The organism is Streptomyces sp. NPDC059909 (genome assembly GCF_042730885.1).
Classification (GTDB): Bacteria; Actinomycetota; Actinomycetes; order Streptomycetales; family Streptomycetaceae; genus Streptomyces.
The window spans coordinates 135,491-153,661 of the sequence record NZ_JBHWKX010000005.1 but is presented as its reverse complement, the minus strand read 5'-3'; the positions used below and the strand labels follow the sequence as shown (position 1 = coordinate 153,661).

Here is an 18,171-nt window from a genome sequence, read left to right as displayed (position 1 = left end):
GTGAACGAGCACCACACCACACGCTTCTCCGTCGCCGTCGACGCCGCACTGCGAGAGGCCGGCTGGCAGCACGGCCGCTGGGACATCAAGCAGGCCGAACACTGGGCCGACACACTCCGCGCCCACGAATCCCCCGGCGGCCACCGCCACGCCGTCTTCCCCGCCGCCGTCGAGGCCTGGGCCGAGTTCGGCGGCCTCCGGATCACCCCGCAGGGACCAGGCCGCGAGATCGCCCCCGCGACCCTCCGCCTCGACCCCCTCGCGGGCCTCCACCTGGCCCGCACCCTCGGCGACCTCGGCCGCGCCCTCGGCACCGAGCTCACCCCGCTCGGCGAGGAGGGAGAGGAGGGAAACGCACAGGCGGTGCTCGCCATCGACACCGAGGGCCGTGTCTACAGCCTCGACCACACCGGCGACTGGTACGTCGGCCCCGATGTCGACCAGGCCCTCACGACCCTCATCACAGGCAGCCGGCCGACCCGCCTCACGACCGACTGAGCCACACCGGCCGCACCGTCCGGCAGCTACGCCGACGACGCCGCCGGTGCCTCCATCGGCAGGACCGCCGACACCCGGAAACCACCCGCGTCCGTCGGCCCCGACACGAAGACACCGCCCAGCGCGGAGACCCGCTCCCGCATACCCACCAGACCGTTGCCCCCACTCGGCAGACCCGCATCCGACGCACCACGGTCCGAAGGACCGTTCTCCACCTGCATCGCGATCTCCGCGCCACGATGAGCGACCCGCACCCACGTCTTGGCACCCGCCGCATGCTTGTGGACGTTCGTCAGCGCCTCCTGCACCACCCGGTACGCCGTCTGCTCGACCTCCGGCCGGTACACACGCGCCTCACCGTGCACCATCAGCTCCACGGCAATCCCCGCCTGCCGGGACTGCTCCACCAGCAGCTCCAGATCCGCCAGCGACGGCCCGTCCTCCGCGGCCGCCGCAGCAGCCGCGGCGGCAGCCGCCCCGACCGCCGCCAGCGGCACCGGCTCCGCCGCCCGCGCCGCCGCGTCCTCACCCGCCCGCAGCACACCGAGCATCTCCCGCAGCTCCGTCAGCGCCTGGCGACCCATGTCACCGACCAGCGCCGCGTTCCTCACCGCCTTCTGCGGATCCTTCAACGCCACCGCCTGCAACGCCGCCGCATGCACCACCATCAGGCTCACCCGATGCGCCACGACGTCATGCATCTCCCGCGCGATCCGCGTCCGCTCCTCCGTACGCGCCCACTGCGCCTGCTGCTCCGCCCGGTCCGCCAGCAGCGACAGCTCCTGCTCCAGACTGACCGCCCGCTCCCGCAGGCTCTCCATCAGCCGGCGCCGCGCACCCACATAGAGCCCGAGCAGAACAGGCGGCGCGGTCAGCCCGATCGACATGACGAGCGACACCACCGGCACGTACCAGGGCCCCGGATCGAAATCCGCCGACGCGACGTCCTGCCGGGTCCGCACGAACGTCACGATCAACGTCCCCACCAGGGACATCCCCGCCAGCGCCCCGGTGATCCGCCGGGGCGCCTCCGAGGCCGCGAGCGTGTACAGCCCGACGATCCCCATCAGGAAGCCCATCTCGGCCGGCGTGATCGCGATCGAGACCAGCACCACACTCGCCGGCCACCGCCGCCGCAGCACCAGCACCGACCCGGCGATCAGCCCGAACACCACTCCCAGCGGCACCGGCAACGCCGAGGTGTCCGCGAACCGGACCCCCTCCAGCGCACACTCCACCGCGGACAGGAGCCCGAGCCCCACATCCAGCACCACACTGCGCCGCCGCCCCCACCACAGCCAGGAGCGGGCGGTGTCGCCGGCAGAGTCCTGGTGTGCCCCCGTTGTGGTCATGTCTCCCAGACTACGGAAGCCCGCGACCGAATTTCCGGCGACTTCTTCAGCACGAAACATCATCGAACACGAACACAACCTGCGACGATCGCTCGAACTGGCGAATCGCGCAGACATTCGACCCGGACGTCCCCATTCCGGCCGAGCCTTTGCCCATGACAGCTGCCAACGGCAAGTACGCCGACTTCGAAGGCCTCCGCGAACAGGCGATCACCCTGCGCCGGGAGGCCTCAGCCTCCGCCAGATCCGTGACCGACTCCACATCGACAACAACGACGTCCTCAACCGCCTCGTGAAGGGCGAGCCGCCTCCCGAGTGGACGAAACGGCCGAACGCGAAGGACGACCTGCGGGCGAAGGCGCGGGAACTGCGGTTACAGGGGATGACCTACGACCAGATCCAGGTGGAGCTGGGATGCTCGAAGAGCTCGAACTGTGTGGGCGGGACTTACCGAAGCCGGAACGTCGAACGACGCCCCCGGGCAGGACATGCAAGCCGCGCAACTCGGCCGTCGACGCGCCCTGGAGCAGCGCACCGCCGATCGCGCGGAAGCCAGGGCAGCGGCGACCGCCGAGATCGGGGAGCTCACCCCGCGGGAGCTGTTCATCGCCGGCGTCGCCCTCTACTGGGCCGAGGGCGCAGAGGCCAAGCCGCACCCCCGGGTCACCTTCGTGAACAGCGACCCCGACATGATCAGTCTCTTCCTTCGATGGGTACGCCTGCTGGCAGTCCAGGAAGACAGGCTGCGGTTCTTTGTCCAGATCCACGAGACCGCCGATGCCGACGCCGCCGAGCAGTACTGGGCGGACCTCGTCGGCGCAAGCATTGAGCGCTTCGGCAAGACCTCGCTCAAGAAGCACAACCCGAAGACCAACCGGAAGAACGTCGGCGAGGGGTATCACGGCCGCTTTCCGTGCGCGTATTGCAAGGCGCCCACTTGTACCGTCGCATCGAGGCTTGGTGGTACGGCATAGTAGGGGCTGCCACTGCGTCCGGATCATCGAATCGGACATAGGCGGCATACCATCCCGGATCGTCTAAAGGTAGGACAAACGGTTTTGGTCCGTTGAATGAGGGTTCGAGTCCTTCTCCGGGAGCACACATGCTCAGTTCGGGTCCTGACCTCCATGGTCAGGACCCGCCCTCATTTCACCCCTGAAACGTGCCGGTATCCTTCCGGTGTCCCCCCGCCGAAGCATCGAAGCCGAAGGGCATTCCCGTGAGCGCCAACCGCCCGGCAGCCGTCGTCGTCCTCGCAGCGGGTGAGGGCACCCGCATGAAGTCGAAGACTCCCAAGGTCCTCCACGAGATCGCCGGGCGCTCGCTCGTCGGGCATGTCGTGTCCGCCGCCCGTGAGCTGGAGCCCGAGGAGCTCGTGGTGGTCGTCGGCCACGCGAGCGAGCAGGTCAAGGAGCACCTCGCCACGCATTACGCCGGTACGCGCACCGCGTTCCAGGCCGAGCAGAACGGCACCGGTCATGCGGTGCGTATGGCTCTTGAGGAGCTGGGGCAGGCGCCCGAGGGCACCGTGGTCGTGGTCTGCGGGGACACTCCTCTTCTTTCCGGCGAGACGCTGACGGCCCTGGCCGCGACGCATGCCGCCGACGGGAATGCCGTGACCGTGCTGACGGCCGAGGTCCCGGACTCGACCGGGTACGGGCGGATCGTGCGTGATGCCGCGAGCGGTGCGGTGACCGCGATCGTGGAGCACAAGGACGCGACCGAGGCCGAGCGGGCGATCAAGGAGATCAACTCGGGTGTGTTCGCGTTCGACGGGCAGCTGCTCGCGGATGCGCTGGGCAAGGTGCGCACGGACAACAGCCAGGGTGAGGAGTACCTCACGGACGTGCTGGGGATCCTGCGCGAGGCGGGTCACCGTGTGGGCGCGTCCGTCGCGGGCGATCACCGGGAGATCCTCGGCATCAACAACCGTGTGCAGCTCGCCGAGGCGCGCAGGCTGCTGAACGAGCGGCTGCTCGAGCGGGCGATGATGGCCGGCGTGTCGGTCGTCGATCCGGCGTCGGTGCTGGTCGATGTGACGGTCACGTTCGAGCGGGACGCGGTGATCCACCCGGGTACGCAGCTGCTGGGCGCCACGCACATCGCGGAGGACGCCGAGGTGGGCCCGAACACCCGGCTGAAGGACACGACGGTCGGCAAGGGTGCGCGCGTGGACAACACGGTCGCGGACAGCGCGGTGATCGGTGAGTCGGCGTCGGTCGGCCCGTACGCCTATCTGCGTCCCGGTACGAAGCTCGGCCTGAAGGCCAAGGCCGGTACGTACGTGGAGATGAAGAACGCGACGATCGGCGAGGGGACGAAGGTCCCGCACCTGTCGTACGTCGGTGACGCGACGATCGGCGAGTACACGAACATCGGCGCCGCGAGCGTCTTCGTGAACTACGACGGGGAGTCGAAGCACCACACCACGATCGGGTCGCACTGCAAGACGGGTTCGGACAACATGTTTGTTGCTCCTGTCACAGTCGGGGACGGTGCCTACACCGCCGCGGGCTCGGTCATCACCAAGGACGTGCCGCCCGGTTCGCTCGCTGTGGCCCGTGGCCAGCAGCGGAATATCGAGGGTTGGGTGGCTCGCAAGCGTCCGGGGAGTGCGGCTGCGCAGGCTGCCGCGGAGGCGGGGAAGCTGGTCGACAACGAGGGCTGACCGGAAACGGGTGCGTCAATCTCGGCGTACCGTGATACGTGCACATGATTCGGCTGGCTCGCCGCACAAGGGACGGGCGGATCAGCAGCAGAGCTACACGTCTGAGGAGACAGTGCTGTGACCGGGATCAAGACGACCGGCGAGAAGAAGCTGATGTTCTTCTCCGGCCGCGCCCACCCCGAGCTGGCCGAGGAGGTCGCCGCCCAGCTGGGTGTCGGCCTGGTGCCGACCAAGGCATTCGATTTTGCCAACGGTGAGATCTACGTCCGTTTCCAGGAGTCGGCGCGGGGCGCGGACTGCTTCCTGATCCAGAGCCACACGGCTCCCATCAACAAGTGGATCATGGAGCAGCTGATCATGCTGGATGCTCTGAAGCGGGCTTCGGCCCGGAGCATCACCGTGATCGTCCCGTTCTACGGCTATGCCCGTCAGGACAAGAAGCACCGCGGCCGTGAGCCGATCTCGGCGCGTCTGGTGGCGGACCTGATGAAGACCGCGGGTGCGGACCGCATCCTGACGGTGGATCTGCACACGGACCAGATCCAGGGCTTCTTCGACGGCCCGGTGGACCATCTGTTCGCCCTGCCGCTGCTGGCGGACTACGTGGGCGCGAAGGTCGACCGTTCGAAGCTGACGGTGGTGTCCCCGGACGCCGGCCGGGTGCGGGTCGCCGACCGCTGGTGCGACCGGCTGGACGCGCCGCTGGCGATCGTGCACAAGCGGCGTGACAAGGACGTGGCGAACCAGGTCACCGTCCACGAGGTCGTCGGCAATGTCGAGGGCCGGGTGTGTGTGCTGGTCGACGACATGATCGACACGGGTGGCACGATCTGCGCGGCCGCGGATGCGCTGTTCGCGCACGGTGCGGAGGACGTCATCGTGACGGCGACGCACGGTGTGCTGTCCGGTCCGGCGGCGGACCGGCTGAAGAACTCGAAGGTGAGCGAGTTCGTGTTCACGAACACGCTGCCGGACCCGAACAATCTGGAGCTGGACAAGATCACGGTCCTGTCGATCGCTCCGACGATCGCGCGCGCGGTGCGTGAGGTGTTCGAGGACGGCTCGGTGACGAGCCTGTTCGAGGAGCAGTAGAGATCGATTTAGGCTGCGGCCTCCCTCCGGGTAGACTCATCGGGTTGCTCGGCGAGGGAGGCCGTACCTGTTTTCCGGTACGGCGGTCCGTTATCGACGCGCTCTTCGTAGCAGGCCAGTCGTGGCCGGGTAACGGCCATTGTTCGTTTCTGCATACGAGGAGTGCACATGTCCGAGGTGAAGCTCGCCGTCGAGGCCCGCACCGAGTTCGGCAAGGGTGCCGCGCGCCGCATCCGCCGCGACAGCAAGGTTCCGGGTGTTCTGTACGGCCACGGCGTCGACCCGATCCACGTCACGCTGCCGGGTCACGACCTGCTGCTGGCGCTGCGTACCCCGAACGTCCTGCTGGCGCTGGAGATCGAGGGCAAGAAGGAGCTGGCGATCCCGAAGGCCGTGCAGCGTGACCCGCTGAAGGGCTTCCTGGAGCACGTCGACCTGCTGCTCGTGAAGCGCGGCGAGAAGGTCAGCGTCGAGGTTCCGGTCCACGCCGAGGGCGAGCTGGCCCCGGGCGGCAACCTGCTGGAGCACGTGCTGAACGCGCTTCCGGTCGAGGCCGAGGCCACGCACATCCCCGAGGCGTTCACCGTCTCCGTCGAGGGCCTGGAGGCCGGCGCCTCCGTCCTGGCGAAGGACGTCGCGCTTCCCAACGGTGTGACCCTGGCCGTCGAGGAGGACGCTGTCGTCCTTCAGGTCCTGGCCGCGCAGGCCGAGGAGCCGTCCGCCGAGGGCGAGGCCGAGGCCGAGGGCGAAGAGGCCGCCGCCGCCGAGGCCTGATCCTCCCGGTAGCCGATCGACTCGCCACCGCCCCCCGCACCGCCCGGTGCGGGGGGCGGTGGCGCTACACGGGTGAGGAACGACGAATCGCGGTCAGGGCGACTCGTCGTTTCCATCCACGGCGGCGAGCGCGACCTCGAGCAGGTGCACGATCTCAGAGTTGAGGGACCGCCGGTCGGTCTCGGCCTGAGTGGCCAGCCGGGCGTGAACGTCGTCGGGGAGTCGAAGCGTAATCCGAACCATGACACCAGTATAGTGTCACTTGGCGTACAATGAGCTACGTGAAGCTCCGATACAACTACCGTGTGTATCCGAGCGCTTCTCAACGGCAAGAGCTGGCGAAGGCGTTCGGATGCGCCCGCGTCGTGTGGAACGATGCGCTGCGTATCCGACAGGACGCCTACAAGCAGGGCGGCCCTGTCCTCTCGATAGTCCAACTGGCGAAGTTGGTGATCACCGAAGCCAAGAAGATGCCTGAGCGTGCATGGCTCGGCGACGTGTCGGCGGTCGTACTTCAGTCGTCCCTGCGGGATCTGCAGACTGCGTACAGCAACTTCTTCGCCTCGAAGAAAGACACCCGCAAGAGGCCGAAGATCGGGCCGCCGCGCTTCAAGAAGAAGGCTGGCCGTCAGGCGGTCAGGTTCACCAAGGCCGCACGCTTCTCCGTCACCACGGACGGCAGGCTTCGACTTCCGAAGATCGGCGACATCCGCGTTCGCTGGTCGCGCGAGCTGGCCTCCGTTCCGTCGTCTGTGACGATCGTCAAGGATGCTGCGGGCAGGTTCTTCGCCTCGTTCGTCGTGGAGGCCGAGGACAGACCGCTCCCCGAGCTGGACTGGGAGGAGACCGACACCGGGATCGACCTGGGCCTGTCCACCTACGCCGTCCTGCGAGGCAGGAAGATCATTTCGCCGAAGTTCTTCCGCAGGCAGGAGAAGAAGCTCCGCCGCGCGCAGCGGAAGCTGTCCCGCTGCACCAAGGGCAGCAACAACCGTCGTAAGGCAAAGCTGACCGTTGCCAGGATCCATGCGCGTATCGGCGACCAGAGACGCGACTTCATCGACCAGGAAACGACCCGGATAGTCCGCGAGAGCCAAGCGGTCTACGTGGAGGACCTGAACGTGAAGGGCATGGCGCGAGGCCGGTTCGGCAAGTCCGTGCACGACCAGGGCATGGCCATGTTCACCCGCACTCTGGAAGCAAAGTGCGCACGGTACGGGCGAACCTTCATCAAGGTGGATCGGTTCTTTCCCAGCACGCAGTTGTGCTCGCGCTGCGGCGCGCTCAACGGCCCGAGGGGAAAGGCGGGCCTCAAGGTCCGAACCTGGAGATGTGACTGCGGCACCATGCATCACCGGGACCAGAACGCCGAGTACAACCTGCGCACCGAAGGTCGGCGCATCGTGGCGGCCGGGCGGGCCGACACGTAAAACGCCTGCGGAGCCCGTGTAAGACCCGGCAAGCCGAGCAGTGGGCGATGAAACAGGAACCACCCGAAGGCCGCCGCGTCAGCAACGGGCGGCCAGGCGGGAACCCCTCAGCACTGTGGGGGAGACGTCAAGAAGGAGACATGCAGCAGATGATGACGATGACGGACGCGACCACCCCTTGGCTCATCGTGGGCCTCGGCAATCCGGGGCCGGACTATGCGGCGAACCGCCACAATGTCGGGTTCATGGTGGCCGATCTGCTCGCCGAGCGGATCGGCGGGAAGTTCAAGCGGGCGACGAAGGCGCAGGCTCAGGTCGTCGAGGGCCGGATCGGTGCTCCTGGTCCCGCGAGCCGCCGGGTGATCCTCGCGAAGCCCATGTCGTACATGAATCTCTCCGGTGGCCCGGTGACGGCGTTGCGGGACTTCTACAAGGTGCCGACGGCGAACATCGTTGCGATCCATGACGAGCTGGACATCGATTACGGCACGTTGCGGCTGAAGCTGGGCGGCGGTGACAACGGGCACAACGGGCTGAAGTCGATGACGAAGGCGATGGGTCCGGACTATCACCGGCTGCGTTTCGGGATCGGCCGGCCGCCGGGGCGGATGCAGGTCGCGGATTTCGTGCTGAAGGATTTCTCGGCGGCGGAGCGCAAGGAGCTCGACTACTTCGTGGACCGGGCGGCGGACGCGGTGGAGTGTCTGGTGACGGAGGGGCTGGAGCGCGCGCAGAGTGCGTACAACTCCTGACAAGGCCCCCATAGCGCTGGCCTGAGGTTGACCCAGCGCGGTCGCTTGCCGAAGGATCGCGCCACATGAAGCGGAACTCCTCCGGCCGGATGCTCGACCACGGCCGCCGTGCGGCCATGGTGCTGGTCGCCCTGCTCCTGCTCGTCGCGGGAGCCTGGTCCTCATGGGGCACGGCCCAGCACGTCCTGCTTGCCAAGGGCCGCGAACACGGCACGCTCACCGTCGCCAACTGCGGCGAGGAGACGTGCACGGGCCCGTACGACCCCGAGGGCCCCGGGGCGTCCCGTGCCGGCTTGACGATCGACCGCTCGGTCGCCGTCACCAAGGGCGCGAAGCTGTCGGTCGTCGTCAAGCCCGGCACCGACGAGGTGGTCCGCACCGGCTGGCCGGGCGCGCTCCACGCCTGGGTCCCCTTCGGCGGCGCGCTCCTTCTGGCCGCGTGCGTCATCGGCGGGGGCCTGCGGTGGACGCGTATCGCCTGGGGCACCGCGGCGGCGGGCGGGGCGCTGCTGCTGGGGGCGTTCTTCGCGCTGTGAGCCCGTGCGGCCATGGGCGGGCGGCACAGTCACGTTATTGTTACCGAGGAGTATTCGGGCAATTGACAGCTCTTGGTGCGGATGCGTCGTCGCATGTATTGACGGCCCGGTGGAGCCGACAGGAAGCTGAGCCGCCCCCCACGGCCCCCCTTCTCTCGTGTTGGACTGCCCATGCGCATGCTCACTTCCACCGGCGCGGTGGTGACGGCTGCGGTCTGCTCGCTGCTGCTCGCCCCTTCCGCGCTCGCCACCCCGCCCGGCGACAACGGCACCGTCAAGATCCATGACGCCACGACCGGCGAAGAACTCCGCAAGAACGAGCCGCACGTCTGCACCTTCTACCTCGACGCCTTCGGTTTCGACGCCGGTCAGCAGGTCGACTGGCGTATCGAGGTCTGGTCCCCGACCGCCGGCGTCAAGGGTGATGAGGTCAAGTCCGGTTCGCTGACCCTCGACGGCTCCGGTCACGGCCGGACCGCGGACCTGTCCCTCCCCGACGGCCACTACAAGCTGTTCTGGAACTTCGACGGCGAGCACGGCAGCGCCAAGCACAAGGTGTTCTGGACCGACTGCGAGTCCGAGGACACGAAGCCGGGCGACAAGCCCAGCGACAAGCCGGGCGACAAGCCGTCCGGTCCCGCCACCACCGCCCCCGCGGGCACGCAGCCGACCCCGGCCACCTCCCCGTCGGCGAACGGCGACTCCGGAGACCTCGCCGAAACCGGTTCGAGCGCCCCCGTGGGCGCCCTCTCGGCAACCGCGGCCGCCCTGCTCGCCGCTGGCGGCTACCTCGTCATGCGCCGCCGCAGGACCCAGCGGCAGCACTGACCCCAGGCCGGGGGCCCGGGGTCCAACCCCCGGTCTCCCGGCCCCCGAAGCGGGCACGGGGCGCAGCCCCGCCGCACGCCACGGAGGACCGAGGGCACACGCCCCCGAACCCCCGAACCCGAAGCGGGCACGGGGCACAGGCCCGAAGCGCCGTGGCAGGGGCGCAGCCCCGCCGCACGGCGCAGGGCCGGGGGCGCAGCCCCGGAAACTCCTTCGCACAACGCCGCTGCCCGGCACCGCGAGGTGCCGGGCAGCGGCGTTGTGGAGCGAGTGGCCCGGGCGTCAGCCCGTGTTGCGGAGGCCCGCTGCCACGCCGTTCACCGTCAGCAGCAGCGCCCTCGCCAGCAGCGGGTCCGCCGGCTCGCCGCGCTCCGCCGCCTCGCGCTGGCGGGACAGCAGCGCCACCTGGAGGTAGGAGATCGGGTCCAGATAGGCGTCGCGGATCGCGAAGGTCTGCTGGAGCACCGGGTTGGAGTCGAGCAGCCGCTCCCCGCCCGTCACCCGCAGGACCTGCTGCACCGTCAGCTCGTGCTCCGCCTCGATCGTGGCGAAGACGTGCTTCAGGTCCTCCGGCACCAGCGTGTCCACGTAGTGCCGGGCGATGCGCAGATCCGTCTTGGCGAGGGTCATCTCCACGTTCGAGATGAAGTTGTGGAAGAAGTGCCACTGTCCGTACATCTCCTCCAGGACCGGGTCGAGACCCGCCTCCCGCAGGGCCCGCAGCCCGGACCCGACGCCGAACCAGCCCGGCACGATCTGCCGCGACTGCGTCCAGCCGAAGACCCACGGGATGGCCCGCAGCCCGTCCAGGCCCGCCCCGCTGTCCGGGCGGCGCGAGGGCCGGGAGCCCAGGTGCAGCTCGGCGAGCTGGTCGACGGGCGTCGAGGCGAAGAAGTACGCGGGCAGGTCCGGGTCCTCCACGAGCCGCCGGTACGCCGCGTGGGCCGCGTCGGAGACCGTGTCCATCGCCGCGTCCCAGCGTGCCAGCGCCTCGTCGCTCTGCCGCGGCGCCGTGTGCAGCGCGGACGCCTGCAGGGTGGCGGCGACCGTGAGTTCCAGGTTCTCCCTGGCCAGAGACGGGATCAGGTACTTGTCGGAGATGACCTCGCCCTGCTCGGTCACCTTGATCTCGCCCTCCAGCGTGCCCCACGGCTGCGCGAGGATGGCCTCGTGCGTGGGGCCTCCGCCGCGGCCGACCGTGCCGCCGCGGCCGTGGAACAGCCGCAGCCGGACACCGTAGCGGTGGGCGACGTCGCGCAGCCTTCGCTGCGCCCGGTGGATCTCCCACTGCGAGGTGGTGATGCCGCCGAACTTCGACGAGTCGGAGTAGCCGAGCATGACCTCCTGGACGTCGCCGCGCAGCGAGACGAGCCGCCGGTACGAGGGGTCGGCGAGCATGCCGTCGAGGATGACGTCCGCGGCCTTCAGCTCGTCGGTCGTCTCCAGCAGCGGCACGATGCCGATCTTCGCCCAGCCGGCGTGCAGATCGATGAGCCCGGCCTCGCGCGCGAGCACGGCGGCCGCGAAGACGTCGTCCGCACCCTGGCACATCGAGATGATGTACGACTCGATGACCTCGGGCCCGAACCGCTCGAAGGCTTCCTTGACGGTCTCGAAGACGCCGAGGGTCTTGGCTCCGGCCGCGTCGAGCGGGGCCGGGGTCGGCGCCAGCGGCCGCCTCGAGCGGAGCTCCTTGGCGAGCAGCTTCCGCCGGTAGTCGCGCGGCATGTCCGCGTACCGCCAGGACTCCTCGCCGAGGCGGTCGAAGAGCTGGCCGAGCGCGTGGTGGTGGGCGTCCGCGTGCTCGCGCACGTCCATCGTGGCGAGCTGCAGTCCGAAGGCCGCGAGCGTGCGGATGGTCCGGTCGAGGCGGCCGTCGGCGAACAGGCCGCCGCGGTGTGCGCGCAGCGACGTCTGGATGAGGGTCAGGTCGTGGAGCAGTTCGGCGGTGCCGAGGTAGTCGCGGCCTTCCTCGTGGGCGGTGCCCTTGGCGAGGCGCTCGCGCGTGTTGACGAGCTTCTGGCGGATGCAGGTGGCCTTGAGGCGGTACGGCTCCTCGGCGTTGAGCCGCTTGTAGCGGGGGCTGATCTCGGGGAGGCGCTCCAGGTCGTTCTGGAGCGAGGCGAGGAGCTCCTCGGTGGCTCCGGCGTACCGGATCGAGTTGGACAGCAGTCCGCGCAGGGAGTCGATGGCCTCCAGCGCGTCGGTGATGCCGTGCTCGTGCTGGAGGATCAGCACCTCGCGGGTGACGTCGGGGGTGACGTTCGGGTTGCCGTCGCGGTCGCCGCCGATCCAGGTGCCGAAGGTGAGCGGGCGGGTGCCGGGCGGCAGCTCGACGCCGACGCGCTCCAGCTCGGCGGCGAGGTCCTCGAGGACGTCGCCGACGGCGCCCGCGTGCAGCTCGTCCAGGTAGTAGATGGCGTTGCGGGCCTCGTCGGCGGGCTCGGGGCGGACGACGCGGAGCTCGTCGGTCTGCCAGACGAGGTCGATGTTCTCGGCGAGCCGCAGGTCGTGCCGGCGCCGGTCGGCGGCGATGACCGGGGTCTCGAGCAGCTCGGCGATGCGCCGGAGCTTGTTCAGTACGGACCGGCGCGCCGCTTCGGTGGGGTGCGCCGTGAACACGGGCCGTACGTTCAGGTTCCGCACGGTCTCGCGCAGGTGGTCGGGGTCCGCTTCCTTCAGCATGTCGGCGGTGCGGGAGAGCAGTCCGCCCTCGGCCGCGCGCCGCTCGCGCATCTCGCGTCCGCGATGCACCTGCTCGGTGACGTTGGCAAGATGGAAATACGTGGAGAACGCCCGGACCAGCTTCGCGGCGGTCTCCAGATCGGTGTCCCCGAGCAGCTCGGCGGCGGCCTCGCCGTCCGTCCGGGTCAGGGCTCGTACGCGTTCGACGAGCTCCAGGAGTTCGGGGCCTTCCTGCCGTACGAGGGTCTCGCCCAGCAGATCGCCCAGTCGGCGGATGTCGGAGCGCAGCTCCGCGCTGGCGGATGGGGTCTGGTCGGCACTGCTCACAGGTGCGGCTCCTTGCAGTGTTTGAGCACGTCTGGAGGTTTTCCGGAGGCTTGCGGACCGCGCTGTCCGACGCCACCAAGGATAGGTGTCCGTTCACGCGCCGTTGTCCACAGCCCTCTTGCCGCGAGGCGTCGCGCTGCCATACTTACGACGCCGTAGGTTACGGATCCGTAGCAACGGATCCCTCGCACTCCTCACCCCACAGGGGACACCCCATGACCACAAGCCCCGATGTGATCGACGACGCCCGGAAGCCGTCTGAATCCGACCTCCCTTCCGCCACGCTCGGCGGAGACAAGAAGCGTTCGATCGAGCAGATCACCCTGCTGCTGTTCATCACGGTGCCCTTTCTCGCCCTGCTCGCCGCGGTGCCGCTGGCCTGGGGCTGGGGCGTCAGCTGGCTCGACCTCGGCCTGATGGTGGCGATGTACTTCATCGGCTGCCACGGCATCACCATCGGCTTCCACCGCTATTTCACGCACGGCTCCTTCAAGGCGAAGCGCCCGCTGCGGATCGCGCTCGCGGTGATGGGGTCGCTGGCCGTGGAGGGCCCGCTGGTGCGCTGGGTGGCGGACCACCGCAAGCACCACAAGTTCTCGGACGCCGAGGGTGACCCGCATTCGCCGTGGCGTTTCGGTGAGACGGTGCCGGCACTCATGAAGGGCCTGTGGTGGGCCCACATCGGCTGGCTGTTCGACGAGGAGCAGACCCCGCAGCACAAGTACGCGCCGGATCTGATCAAGGACCCGGCCATCCGGGCGATCTCCCGCCAGTTCGTGTACTGGACGATCGTCTCGCTCGCGATCCCGCCGCTGGTCGGCGGCCTGGTGACGATGTCGTGGTGGGGCGCCTTCACCGCGTTCTTCTGGGGTTCGCTGGTCCGGGTGGCGCTGCTGCACCACGTCACGTGGTCGATCAACTCGATCTGTCACGCGGTGGGCAAGCGCCCCTTCAAGTCGCGTGACCGCTCGGGCAACGTGTGGTGGCTCGCGGTGCTGTCGTGCGGCGAGTCGTGGCACAACCTGCACCACGCCGATCCGACCAGCGCGCGGCACGGCGTGATGCGCGGACAGATCGACTCCAGCGCCCGGCTGATCCGCTGGTTCGAGCTGCTGGGCTGGGCGTACGACGTGCGCTGGCCGAGCGCGGACCGGATCGACGCTCGGCGCAGGACGGAGGCCGCGGAAGCGGCATGATTGAGGACGTGGCGATCGACGGCGGTATCAGCAGCAGCGACAAGCCCCGGCGCGGGCGCAGGGTCCGGATGACCGGGGCCGAGCGCCGCCAGCAACTGCTCGACATCGGCCGCACGCTCTTCGCCGAGAAGGGGTTCGAGGGCACGTCGGTCGAGGAGATCGCGGCGAAGGCCGGGGTCTCCAAGCCGGTGGTGTACGAACACTTCGGCGGCAAGGAAGGTCTGTACGCGGTCGTGGTGGACCGCGAGATGCGCCAGCTCCTCGACATGGTGACCGGCGCGCTCACCGCGGGCCACCCGCGTGAGCTGCTGGAACAGGCGGCGTTCGCCCTGCTCGACTACATCGAGGCGTACACGGACGGCTTCCGCATCCTGGTCCGCGACTCCCCGGTCGCCCAGTCGACGGGCACCTTCGCTTCGCTGATCAGCGACATCGCCACGCAGGTCGAGGACATCCTGGGCCTGGAGTTCAAGGCCCGCGGCTTCGACCCGAAGCTTGCGCCGCTGTACGCGCAGGCGCTGGTCGGGATGGTCGCCCTGACCGGCCAGTGGTGGCTGGACGCCCGTAAGCCGAAGAAGGCGGAGGTTGCGGCGCATCTGGTGAATCTGGCGTGGCACGGTCTGGACGGTCTGGAGCAGAAGCCGCGACTGATAGGGCATCGCAAGAGCTGAGCCCGCGGGCCGGCCGGCCGTACGGTCCCGCGTCCGGTCCCGCTGCCCCCTGCGGCCCCGCTGCCCGCGCTGATCCGACTCGTAAGCTTCCGTTTGCCTTCCGACCTCCTGTTTTCCCGGGTTCCCCCTAATAGGGTCCGTGAGCATTCCGGTGACTGTCCGGCCTTCCCGTTCGACGGTGAAGCTTCTGCGGACACGTTCGACCGGTTCCACCACTCATCCCCAGGGGGGGCCTTGTCTTCTGTGGAATCCGGCCGTTCCGGTCGCGCGCGCACGAGACGCGCCCGACGGATCGCTGCCTGCACCGCACTCGCACTGTCGGCCGGCATGCTGCTGGCCGGCCCGGCGTCGGCTGACGGCCCGGTGCCGCCGCCGCACAGGAACGTCGTCGAGCGGGTCACGCCCGACGTCGAGGCGCCCGAGCTCACGCTTCCGGAGCGCACGGCGCAGCGGAACGGTTACGCGGCGGGCGACGCCGAGGCCGTGCCGTTGAAGTCCCGGTTCGACGTGACCGGCGACGGCTACACCGACCTGCTCTACCGAGCCATCAACGGCCAGGTGTACCTCTCCCCGTACGGCTCTGCCGAAGACACGCAGTTCGGCCTCTACGACACGCCGGGCGAGATGTTCAAGGACATCGTTCCCATCGGCGACCTGAACGCCGACGGCCATCCGGAGATCCTGGCGCTCACCGCGCACGGTGTTCTGTCCACCCACCAGGCCTTCGACGCGACCGGCGCGGGCGCCCCCGTGTGGCGGGGCAAGGGCTGGCAGGCCTACAACAAACTCACCGTCCCCGGCGATGTCAACGGCGACGGCAGGATGGACCTCCTGGCCCGGACGCCCGGCGGAGAGCTCTACCTGTACACGACGAACGGCTCGCTCGTAGAGCCCTTCGCACCCCGTGTGAAGGTCGGCGCCGGCTGGGGCGCGTACGACCAGCTCGTCGGTGCCAACGATGCCGACGGCGACGGTGTCGGGGATCTGTTCGCCCGTACGCCCAGCGGCGAGCTGTACTTCTACGCCGGAACGGGCAACGCGGCGGCGCCGTTCGCGGCCCGCGTCAAGGTCGGCAGCGGCTGGCAGATCTACAACCAGCTCCTCAGCGTCGACGACATCAACGGCGACGGCATGGCGGACCTCCTCGCCCGCGCCCACAACGGCACGCTGTACTTCTACTCCTCGACCGGCGGCGGCCTGTTGGCCGCCCGCAGCGAGGCCGGGACGGGGTGGCACGTGGTGTCCCTGTTCGCCACCTCCGGCGGCAACCCCGAGGTCGGCAAGGGCGAGGTGTTCGGGCTCGACACCCAGGGCACGCTGTTCTATTACTGGGCGATGAACAACGGGCTGCTGAGCCCCCGTGACCAGGCAAGCGAGGTCGGCGACTGGAAGGGCGCCAAGATCACCTTTGCCTCGTCGCTGGACATCGACGGCAGGGGCGATCTCCTCGAAGTGTTCGAAGGAACGCTGTACAACTACCAGGTCGCCGGAAGCGACGGCGGGCCCTTCGCCATCAGTTCCGGCTGGGGCCAGTACAACACCCTCCTCGCACCCGGCGACCTGAGCGGCGACGGCAAGGGCGACCTGCTGGCGCGCAACAGCTCCGGCCAGCTGTACCTGTACCGCGGCAACGGCGAGGGCACCGCTTTCTCGACCCGGGTGAGCGTGGGGTCCGGCTGGGGCGCCTACAACCGGATCGTCGGCGCCGGTGACATCACCGGTGACGGCCGGGCCGACATCGTCGCCCGCGACGCCGGGGGCAATCTCTACCTGTACGCGGGCACGGGCAGCGTCACCGCGCCGTTCAAGGGCCGGGTGAAGATCGGCCCCGGCTGGAACGCGTACAACAAGCTGCAGGCCCCGGGCGACATCACCGGTGACGGGCGGGCGGATCTGCTCGCCACGGACTCCACGGGGAACCTGTGGCGGTACTCCGCCAACGGCACCGGCGGGTTCTCGGCGCGCGTGAAGATCGGCCCCGGCTGGAACACGTACACCAGCCTGCACTGACGCGCGGCACGACCATGACCCGGTCTTGACCCGGTCGGCGGTCGGTCCTGTCCCCGCCGTGGGACGGACCGGCCGCCGACCGGTCGGTCAAGCCACTCACGGCGCCGGCTCGTCATCCCGCTGCGTGTCCGGCTCCAGGAACTCCAGCCGGTTGCCGACCGGGTCCTCGGAGAAGAAGCGCCGGTGGCCCGGGAGGTCCTGGTCCCAGACGACTTTGGCGCCGTGGGATGCGAGGCGGTCGGCATACGCCTCGATGCCGCGGACGCGCAGGCCGGGGTGGGCCTTCCTCGCGGGGTGGAAGTCGCTCTGGATGCCGAGGTGGAGCTGTACGGCCCCGGCCTGGAACCAGCAGCCGCCGTTGGCGGCGAGGGCCGGGGGCTTGGGGATCTCGGTCATGCCGAGGGCGTCGGCGTAGAAGGCGCGCAGAGCGTCCTCGGTGCCGGGCGGTGCGGCGAGCTGGACGTGGTCGATCGCAGTCAGCATCGGTTCCCCCTCTACTGCGGATTGCGGGCCACGGCGAAGATCCGGCGGAACGGGAAGACCGTTCCGTGCGGCCCCGGCGGATAGGCCTTGCGGAGCAGATCGCGGTACTGGCCGAGGAACTCCTCGATCGCGGCGTCGTCGCCCTCCAGGGCGGTGAGGACCGGCCGCAGGGCCGTCCCCTTCACCCAGTCGAGCACGGGGTCCTCGCCGGTGAGCAGCTGGGAGTAGGTCGTCTCCCAGACGTCCGTCGCGCAGCCGAGGTCGGCGAGCCGCATGAGGTAGTCGGCGGGTTCGAGGACATGGACGAAGCGGCGGCCCTGGTCGGCGAGGCGGTCGCGCCACTGGGGCGTGTCGCAGAGCTCGCCGAGCAGGGCGTGGCTGGGTGAGGTGAAGTTCCCCGGGACCTGGAAGGCGAACGTGCCGCCGGGGGCGAGGCCCTCGATCCAGGCGGGGAGCGACTCGGGGTGGTTGGGCACCCACTGCAGTGCGGCGTTGGAGACGATCAGGTCGTACGGCTCATCGGGAGTCCAGTGCGCCGCGTCGGCGGCGCGGAAGTCGAGCCAGCCGCCGCCGGGGGTGGTGCCCGCGTACTCCTTCTCCGCCCGGGCGAGCATCTCCGGGGAGAGGTCGAAGCCCGTGATACGGGCGTCGGGCCAGCGGTCGGCGAGCAGGACGGTCACATTGCCCGGCCCGCAGCCGAGGTCGGCGATGCGCGGGGGACGAGTGCCGTGCGGCAGCTCGGGTATCCGGGCGAGCAGGTCGAGGAACGGGCGGGTCCGGTGGCCGGAGTGGCGAAGGTACTGCTGTGGATCCCAGGTTGGTGCGGAATGCATGTTCGAGCCCCCTTACTGGAACGGTGCAGACAAGCG

Annotated in this window: 16 protein-coding genes, 1 tRNA gene and 1 pseudogene; 13 read left to right on the top strand and 5 right to left on the bottom strand. The window is 69.3% G+C overall.

Annotated features, from left to right (window positions below; translation table 11 throughout):
• The gene (locus ACFV9O_RS06845) at window positions 1-498 is read left to right on the top strand and encodes an SUKH-3 domain-containing protein (protein ID WP_385413246.1); all 498 of its coding nucleotides are present in this window, start codon (window positions 1-3) and stop codon (window positions 496-498) included.
• A gap of 26 nt (window positions 499-524) precedes the next feature.
• Here ACFV9O_RS06845 and ACFV9O_RS06840 read toward each other — a convergent pair whose 3' ends face one another.
• On the bottom strand, window positions 525-1,850 hold the full coding sequence (locus ACFV9O_RS06840) for a sensor histidine kinase (protein WP_385413243.1): 1,326 nt from the start codon (window positions 1,848-1,850) through the stop codon (window positions 525-527).
• 155 nt (window positions 1,851-2,005) lie between these two features.
• Here ACFV9O_RS06840 and ACFV9O_RS06835 point away from each other — a divergent pair.
• The 5 genes and pseudogenes from ACFV9O_RS06835 to ACFV9O_RS06815 all read left to right on the top strand — a co-directional run bounded on the left by ACFV9O_RS06835 (window position 2,006) and on the right by ACFV9O_RS06815 (window position 6,384).
• A pseudogene (locus tag ACFV9O_RS06835) lies at window positions 2,006-2,865 on the top strand (hypothetical protein).
• Between the two features lie 11 nt (window positions 2,866-2,876).
• Window positions 2,877-2,947: transfer RNA gene (locus tag ACFV9O_RS06830), tRNA-Gln, on the top strand.
• 122 nt (window positions 2,948-3,069) lie between these two features.
• A complete protein-coding gene (gene glmU, locus ACFV9O_RS06825; protein ID WP_385413241.1) occupies window positions 3,070-4,518 on the top strand; it encodes a bifunctional UDP-N-acetylglucosamine diphosphorylase/glucosamine-1-phosphate N-acetyltransferase GlmU in 1,449 nt (482 codons plus the stop codon).
• Between the two features lie 117 nt (window positions 4,519-4,635).
• The gene (locus ACFV9O_RS06820; protein WP_385413239.1) at window positions 4,636-5,610 is read left to right on the top strand and encodes a ribose-phosphate diphosphokinase; all 975 of its coding nucleotides are present in this window, start codon (window positions 4,636-4,638) and stop codon (window positions 5,608-5,610) included.
• Between the two features lie 168 nt (window positions 5,611-5,778).
• Window positions 5,779-6,384 (top strand): 50S ribosomal protein L25/general stress protein Ctc, encoded by a 606-nt coding sequence (locus tag ACFV9O_RS06815; RefSeq protein WP_385413237.1) that lies wholly within the window; start codon window positions 5,779-5,781, stop codon window positions 6,382-6,384.
• Window positions 6,385-6,477: 93 nt separating this feature from the next.
• On the opposite strand, the gene ACFV9O_RS06810 is transcribed toward ACFV9O_RS06815, so the two are convergent.
• Complete coding sequence (locus ACFV9O_RS06810) at window positions 6,478-6,627, bottom strand: Arc family DNA-binding protein (protein WP_385413234.1); 150 nt, start codon at window positions 6,625-6,627, stop codon at window positions 6,478-6,480.
• 29 nt (window positions 6,628-6,656) lie between these two features.
• Between ACFV9O_RS06810 and ACFV9O_RS06805 the strand changes: the two genes are divergently transcribed.
• From ACFV9O_RS06805 to ACFV9O_RS06790, 4 genes are all read left to right on the top strand, one after another.
• The gene (locus ACFV9O_RS06805; RefSeq protein ID WP_385413232.1) at window positions 6,657-7,814 is read left to right on the top strand and encodes an RNA-guided endonuclease InsQ/TnpB family protein; all 1,158 of its coding nucleotides are present in this window, start codon (window positions 6,657-6,659) and stop codon (window positions 7,812-7,814) included.
• Window positions 7,815-7,972: 158 nt separating this feature from the next.
• Entirely contained in the window at window positions 7,973-8,566 is a 594-nt protein-coding gene (gene pth / locus ACFV9O_RS06800; protein WP_385413297.1) for an aminoacyl-tRNA hydrolase, read from the top strand.
• Between the two features lie 65 nt (window positions 8,567-8,631).
• Window positions 8,632-9,102 (top strand): hypothetical protein, encoded by a 471-nt coding sequence (locus tag ACFV9O_RS06795; protein WP_385413230.1) that lies wholly within the window; start codon window positions 8,632-8,634, stop codon window positions 9,100-9,102.
• 171 nt (window positions 9,103-9,273) lie between these two features.
• Window positions 9,274-9,930 carry an LPXTG cell wall anchor domain-containing protein gene (locus ACFV9O_RS06790; protein ID WP_385413227.1) on the top strand — a complete coding sequence of 219 codons (657 nt, stop codon included), beginning with the start codon at window positions 9,274-9,276 and terminating at the stop codon, window positions 9,928-9,930.
• Window positions 9,931-10,212: 282 nt separating this feature from the next.
• On the opposite strand, the gene ppc is transcribed toward ACFV9O_RS06790, so the two are convergent.
• Entirely contained in the window at window positions 10,213-12,942 is a 2,730-nt protein-coding gene (gene ppc, locus ACFV9O_RS06785; RefSeq protein WP_385413224.1) for a phosphoenolpyruvate carboxylase, read from the bottom strand.
• Window positions 12,943-13,157: 215 nt separating this feature from the next.
• Between ppc and ACFV9O_RS06780 the strand changes: the two genes are divergently transcribed.
• From ACFV9O_RS06780 to ACFV9O_RS06770, 3 genes are all read left to right on the top strand, one after another.
• Window positions 13,158-14,138: an acyl-CoA desaturase gene (locus ACFV9O_RS06780; RefSeq protein ID WP_385413221.1), complete on the top strand. Its 981-nt coding sequence runs from the start codon at window positions 13,158-13,160 to the stop codon at window positions 14,136-14,138.
• On the top strand, window positions 14,135-14,809 hold the full coding sequence (locus tag ACFV9O_RS06775; RefSeq protein WP_385413218.1) for a TetR family transcriptional regulator: 675 nt from the start codon (window positions 14,135-14,137) through the stop codon (window positions 14,807-14,809). Before ACFV9O_RS06780 ends, ACFV9O_RS06775 begins: the two co-directional genes overlap by 4 nt.
• Window positions 14,810-15,136: 327 nt before the next feature.
• The gene (locus tag ACFV9O_RS06770) at window positions 15,137-16,819 is read left to right on the top strand and encodes an FG-GAP repeat domain-containing protein (protein ID WP_385413215.1); all 1,683 of its coding nucleotides are present in this window, start codon (window positions 15,137-15,139) and stop codon (window positions 16,817-16,819) included.
• A gap of 96 nt (window positions 16,820-16,915) precedes the next feature.
• On the opposite strand, the gene ACFV9O_RS06765 is transcribed toward ACFV9O_RS06770, so the two are convergent.
• Together ACFV9O_RS06765 and ACFV9O_RS06760 are read right to left on the bottom strand one after the other, a co-directional pair.
• Window positions 16,916-17,302 carry a VOC family protein gene (locus tag ACFV9O_RS06765; protein WP_385413213.1) on the bottom strand — a complete coding sequence of 129 codons (387 nt, stop codon included), beginning with the start codon at window positions 17,300-17,302 and terminating at the stop codon, window positions 16,916-16,918.
• Window positions 17,303-17,313: 11 nt separating this feature from the next.
• Window positions 17,314-18,135 (bottom strand): trans-aconitate 2-methyltransferase, encoded by an 822-nt coding sequence (locus ACFV9O_RS06760; RefSeq protein ID WP_385413211.1) that lies wholly within the window; start codon window positions 18,133-18,135, stop codon window positions 17,314-17,316.
• Window positions 18,136-18,171 lie beyond the last annotated feature (36 nt).

Bases quoted from the DNA above. Each gene is read 5' to 3' on its own strand.
- ACFV9O_RS06840 (WP_385413243.1), bottom strand. From the start codon at position 1,850: ATGACCACAACGGGGGCACACCAGGACTCTGCCGGCGACACCGCCCGC.
- ACFV9O_RS06815 (WP_385413237.1), top strand. From the start codon at position 5,779: ATGTCCGAGGTGAAGCTCGCCGTCGAGGCCCGCACCGAGTTCGGCAAG.
- ACFV9O_RS06810 (WP_385413234.1), bottom strand. From the start codon at position 6,627: ATGGTTCGGATTACGCTTCGACTCCCCGACGACGTTCACGCCCGGCTG.
- ACFV9O_RS06805 (WP_385413232.1), top strand. From the start codon at position 6,657: ATGAGCTACGTGAAGCTCCGATACAACTACCGTGTGTATCCGAGCGCT.
- pth (WP_385413297.1), top strand. From the start codon at position 7,973: ATGACGGACGCGACCACCCCTTGGCTCATCGTGGGCCTCGGCAATCCG.
- ACFV9O_RS06795 (WP_385413230.1), top strand. From the start codon at position 8,632: ATGAAGCGGAACTCCTCCGGCCGGATGCTCGACCACGGCCGCCGTGCG.
- ACFV9O_RS06790 (WP_385413227.1), top strand. From the start codon at position 9,274: ATGCGCATGCTCACTTCCACCGGCGCGGTGGTGACGGCTGCGGTCTGC.
- ACFV9O_RS06780 (WP_385413221.1), top strand. From the start codon at position 13,158: ATGACCACAAGCCCCGATGTGATCGACGACGCCCGGAAGCCGTCTGAA.
- ACFV9O_RS06775 (WP_385413218.1), top strand. From the start codon at position 14,135: ATGATTGAGGACGTGGCGATCGACGGCGGTATCAGCAGCAGCGACAAG.
- ACFV9O_RS06770 (WP_385413215.1), top strand. From the start codon at position 15,137: ATGCTGCTGGCCGGCCCGGCGTCGGCTGACGGCCCGGTGCCGCCGCCG.
- ACFV9O_RS06765 (WP_385413213.1), bottom strand. From the start codon at position 17,302: ATGCTGACTGCGATCGACCACGTCCAGCTCGCCGCACCGCCCGGCACC.
- ACFV9O_RS06760 (WP_385413211.1), bottom strand. From the start codon at position 18,135: ATGCATTCCGCACCAACCTGGGATCCACAGCAGTACCTTCGCCACTCC.